The organism is Paraburkholderia piptadeniae (assembly GCF_900007165.1).
GTDB classification, from domain to species: Bacteria; Pseudomonadota; Gammaproteobacteria; order Burkholderiales; family Burkholderiaceae; genus Paraburkholderia; species Paraburkholderia piptadeniae.
In genome coordinates this window covers 5,281-9,719 of sequence record NZ_CYGY02000112.1, presented here as the reverse complement: position 1 = coordinate 9,719, position 4,439 = coordinate 5,281, and the positions used below count along the sequence as shown (strand labels likewise).

Below are 4,439 nucleotides of genomic sequence, written 5' to 3'. Positions count from 1 at the left end.
GGGCGAACAGGGTAAGCACAATTTCCTATCATAAGCACCCAAGTTATTGTTCTTGGACAAAACCGCTGAAAATTGGCATATACGTCGAACTGCCAGCTGGAATCAGAACTCATCCCCGATTTGCGGAAATGATTCAGCAGGTCAGGCCAAGGAGGCTACGACTTGGGTTGCCACAAATACCCCGCTTTTTGCAGCCGGGCAAGCCAGGCTCCCCGCTTGCCGTGACTCGACATCAATTGCGCCAGGCGACGCCGGAATACGGCATCCCGCCTGACGTTCGCATACGCTTCGGCGAGATCCTGCAGCTTCTGGAATGCTTGATCGTAGGCGCTGCCCGTTGTGCGTCGCAGTTGTGCATCGATGCTTGACCACGCCGTGTCCTCCTGTTCGAGAAGTGATGTGAGGTACCGCGTGCGTTCCTCTCGACGGCGGGCTTCGGCTGCCTGGCGTGCCTCCTGCTCCCTTCTTTCACGGATGGCACGATGTGCGGCGACCCTTGATTCGATTTCGGATATTCGACGGCGCCTGGGTAAATTCAAGTGCTTTGTATTCCTGCCTTTCTCCCATTTGAGAAATGCGTTTCGAAGCGTTCTCTCCGCTTCATGGCTGCGCCCTTGTAGCAGCATGCGCAGCTTCGCACGCATTTCATCAACCGACAACTCACGTAACCAGGGATCAAAGCTGTCCTCGCTTCCGTTGGATTCCGAGGCCAATATTGACGGACTGGACTCAGCGGCGGCGGCGAGCCAATCCGCATCCAGCATCAGAAACTCCGCCAGAGCCACCTGCGCGGGCGTCAACGCCTGTAATCCCGCAGGCACCGGCGGTTCGAATTCGTCATCGCACAGTTCACCATTCCCGAGTCGGGCAAGCCACCCGAGATAAAGCGGGCGAGCATCGCCGCCCAGCAGCTCGTTGCGCACAGGCAGCAAGCGCGTCATCCACCCCGCACCATCCAGCTCTTCCGAGAAGCGGGAGTATTCGCCCGAGTCATCATTGAACGACCAGTCGAGGATGCACCAGTCATCGACATCCATGGCCTCGAAGGCTTTCCCGAAACGGGGGCGCCTCTTTCGTCCAGCTTTGACGTAATCGCGGATGGTCTCCGCGTCAAACGTCCCATGCGGGAGACGAAGAAGCAGGCGGCAGTTCCCCCAGTTGGAAGAGTAGACATGGGCGTCGAAATATTGCTGTACCCACTCGAGCGGGTCGCCCTTGAGATCTCCCCAGTGATATTCGTTGACGAAGCTTGAGGCGGTGATCGTGGCCCGCGTGGAGAATCTGCGCAACTCTGTCTGCTGGGTCGCCGTCAGCAGCTGGTCGACGCATGCAAACTCGTAGTATTGGTATTCGCTCATGCCAGATTCCCGTAGCGAAGCGGATGGAAGACGAGAAGGTGAATGTGCTGGCGCGCAACCGGGCGGAACCTGGAAATTCCGGGCCGACGTGAAAGCCAGAATGCTTCATGGCAAGCGCCGAAAGGCGTGCGCGTTTCCATTGTGACGTCCTTTCGGCACGAGATGCGGCGCTTTCAGCCAGTCGCGCCCGCGACGCCCAGCCGCATCCGGTAGTCCACCAGTAGCTGCTGCTGTGCTTCGATCTGCGCGGCCAGCTTCGTCAGATCCGCGTTGAGCGAGTCACGAGCCTCGCGTAGCTGGAGCAGCTCGGCAACCCGCGCATCGGCTGCCACCTGCGCTGCATCGCGCTCGGCCTCGGCGCGCGCCCGATCGGCGAGCGCACGATTGAGGGCGGACTGCAACGCCTCGCCCTGTGCCTGCTGATCACGTGCGAGCCTGGTCGTGGCCGCCGCTTCGGCGACGAGCCGCGCGTTGTCCCGGTTCAGCTGGGTGATCTCGTTCTGCCGGACGATGGCCGTCTGGTTCGCCTGGCGTAGCTCAGCCTGCACCTGCTGGACCTGCTGTTCATGTCGGTGCACTTCCTGCTCGCGCTGCTCGCGCGCGGCCGTACGGAAATGCTCAAGGGAATCGCGCGCATGCGTGAGCTTTGCCTCGAGCGACAGGCGGAAGCCCTCCTGCTCGGCAAGGCGCTCGGTCTGGTCGCGTACCTGCTGGGAGAGCCGCTCGACGTCCAGGTCGCGCTGATGCAGCGCCAGGCGAGTTCCGGCGTGCGCGTCCTGCTCCCCGGAAAGGGTGGCGGTCGCGCCAGATAGTTGCTCCCGCACCGTGGCCAGATCGGCGCCGAGCTTCTCGATTTCGGACTGCGCCTGCTGGCGTTGCGCGGCCACAGCGGCGGCCTGCCGGTCGATGAGGGCTTGTGCTTCCTCGTGCAGGCGGGCGGCAAGGCGGCTGACGAGATCCTGGATCGCGTCAGAGAGCGACCCGGCGCGCGCGAGTGACGCGCCCTCATCTTCCTCCAATTCCTTCAGGTACCGGTGGATCGTGGTTTTCGAGCCCGTGTTGCCGAGCGCGATACGTATCGCGTCGATCGATGTGTGCTGCCCCTGCGCGAGCAACGCGTCGCGGGCGCGCTTTACGTCCATGCGCGTAAGACCGGTGCGGGCCATCTGCTTCCTCACTCGAATATCGTACCGTATTACGTACCATGTATATACGTATTGCTGGCGCCGGTCAAGTGATGTCCTGGGTGGTGTTTATTGATATGCGATAAAGGAGGATTATCGAATGCGAGAGCCCGAAAAGTGACCTCCGGCGGACGGAAACGGTACGGAATACGGATTCGCTGCCCGATTTCAGGCCAGCTGCAGCTGGAGACCCTCTCCGGGCGTGCGCATCTGGTAGCCCATCGCCCGGTAACCGCGCTGGCGCTTCTCCCACATGCGCTGCAGTGCCGGATGGCCGCCGTCAACGTAATCGATCACCCGTACGCCGGTTTTGCCCGCATGTTCGCGATGCAGGCGGCCGGCGTACTGCTGCAGGGTGCCCTTCCAGGCGACCGGCATGCCCAGCACCAGGGTGTCCAGCGCCGGATGATCGAAACCTTCGCCCACCAGCCTGCCGGTCGCCAGCACTACGCGGGGCGTGTCACCGGCCAGCGCGTCAAGGGCAGCCAGCTGCGCAGATCGCGCTTTCCTGCCGAGGCGGCCGTGCAGAACGAACAGCGGGCTTCACCGTGTCCGCCAGGACCTGCTGAAGGCTTTCGAGATGGTCTGTGCGCTCGGTGAGCACCAGCACATTGCGTCCCTGCGCGTATTGCTCACGGATGGCCGTGGCGATCATGTGTGTGCGCGACGCATCCTGCGCGAGACGCGCGAAGACCTCCTGGATCGGCGCGTCGGCCGTAACATCCACTGCGGCGGTGAGCCTTTGCGGGAACACCTCGAGCATCTGTGGCGCGCTGGTCGGGGATTTCGCTGCATGCCGGATCGGCCCGCACAGCATGAACATCACCGGCTGCTGGCTGTCGCGCCGCACTGGCGTGGCAGTCAGACCCAGCACGTAGCGGGCATGGACGGCCTTGAGCACCGCCTCGAAGGAATCCGCCGAGACGTGGTGACATTCGTCGACGATGACATGGCCGTAACGCCGCAACAGCTCGCCGCGGGCACCATCGGGTGCCACGGATTGCAGCATCGCGACATCGATCCGGCCCGTCGCCTTCGACTTGCCGCCGCCGATCGTGCCGATCTCGCGCGCGTCGAGTGCGAGAAACGACTGCAGGCGTTCGCGCCACTGGTCAAGCAGTTCCCGGCGGTGCACGAGCACGAGCGTGTTGACGCCTCGCTGCGCGATCATCGCGGCCGCTGTCACGGTCTTGCCGAACGCCGTCGGCGCATGCAGGATGCCGGTGTCGTGTCGCAGCAGGTCGACGATGGCCGCCTGCTGGTCATCGCGCAGTGTGCCGGCAAACGGAACTGGAAGCGACTCGCCCGTGCAGCGCTCGTCGCGGATGTCGCAAGCGATGTCGTTATCGCGCAGCAGCGTCATGACGTCGTCAAGGCACCCGCGCGGCAATGCAATGTGGCGCGGGCAGTTCTCGGCGCGCCCGATGATACGTGGCTTGTCCCATACGCTGAAGCCGCGCGCCTGGGCCCGGTAGAACTCCGGATTCTGGAAGGCGGCCAGCCGGATGAGCCGGTTGAGCAGTGCCTGCGGAAGCTGCGCCTTTTCAAGATAGAGCTGGTTCGCGAGCGTCAGTGTGAGCGACGCCGGCATCGTTCCGGCCAGCCGCTTCGGTTGCGCGGGCGGTGGCTTCCACGGTTCGGCCTGGTCCTCCTCGGCGATGAACGCGACGTCGAGCGGATGCGCACCGCCCGTGGCGCGAAAGATCACCCCCTCGATGTCGCGGCTGTCCATGGTTTGCACGGACGCGAGATACGACCACTGGTCAGCGTACGGCTGAAAGCCGTCATCGACAAACACGCTCCAACCGTGCTCGCGTGGCTGCTTCTGCAGCGGCAGGGCAATGAGGTTACCGAAGCCGCCTTTGGGCAGCACATCCTGGTTTGGAAAGAGCCGGTC

At 63.3% G+C, this 4,439-nt stretch carries 4 protein-coding genes; all 4 read right to left on the bottom strand.

Annotated elements, in window-relative coordinates; all coding sequences use genetic code 11:
• Positions 1-155 precede the first annotated feature (155 nt).
• On the bottom strand, positions 156-1,358 hold the full coding sequence (locus BN2476_RS40510) for a hypothetical protein (protein ID WP_087739773.1): 1,203 nt from the start codon (positions 1,356-1,358) through the stop codon (positions 156-158).
• A gap of 173 nt (positions 1,359-1,531) precedes the next feature.
• Positions 1,532-2,524: a DNA-binding protein gene (locus tag BN2476_RS40505; RefSeq protein ID WP_087739772.1), complete on the bottom strand. Its 993-nt coding sequence runs from the start codon at positions 2,522-2,524 to the stop codon at positions 1,532-1,534.
• A 186-nt stretch (positions 2,525-2,710) separates the two neighbouring features.
• A complete protein-coding gene (locus BN2476_RS48885; protein ID WP_235851186.1) occupies positions 2,711-2,989 on the bottom strand; it encodes a hypothetical protein in 279 nt (92 codons plus the stop codon).
• Positions 2,990-3,017: 28 nt separating this feature from the next.
• Positions 3,018-4,439: DEAD/DEAH box helicase (locus BN2476_RS40500; RefSeq protein ID WP_235851185.1), on the bottom strand; the 1,422-nt coding region annotated here is incomplete at its 5' end.

Excerpts from the sequence above, each read along its gene's own strand:
- BN2476_RS40505 (WP_087739772.1), bottom strand. The coding sequence starts at position 2,524 with ATGGCCCGCACCGGTCTTACGCGCATGGACGTAAAGCGCGCCCGCGAC.
- BN2476_RS40510 (WP_087739773.1), bottom strand. The coding sequence starts at position 1,358 with ATGAGCGAATACCAATACTACGAGTTTGCATGCGTCGACCAGCTGCTG.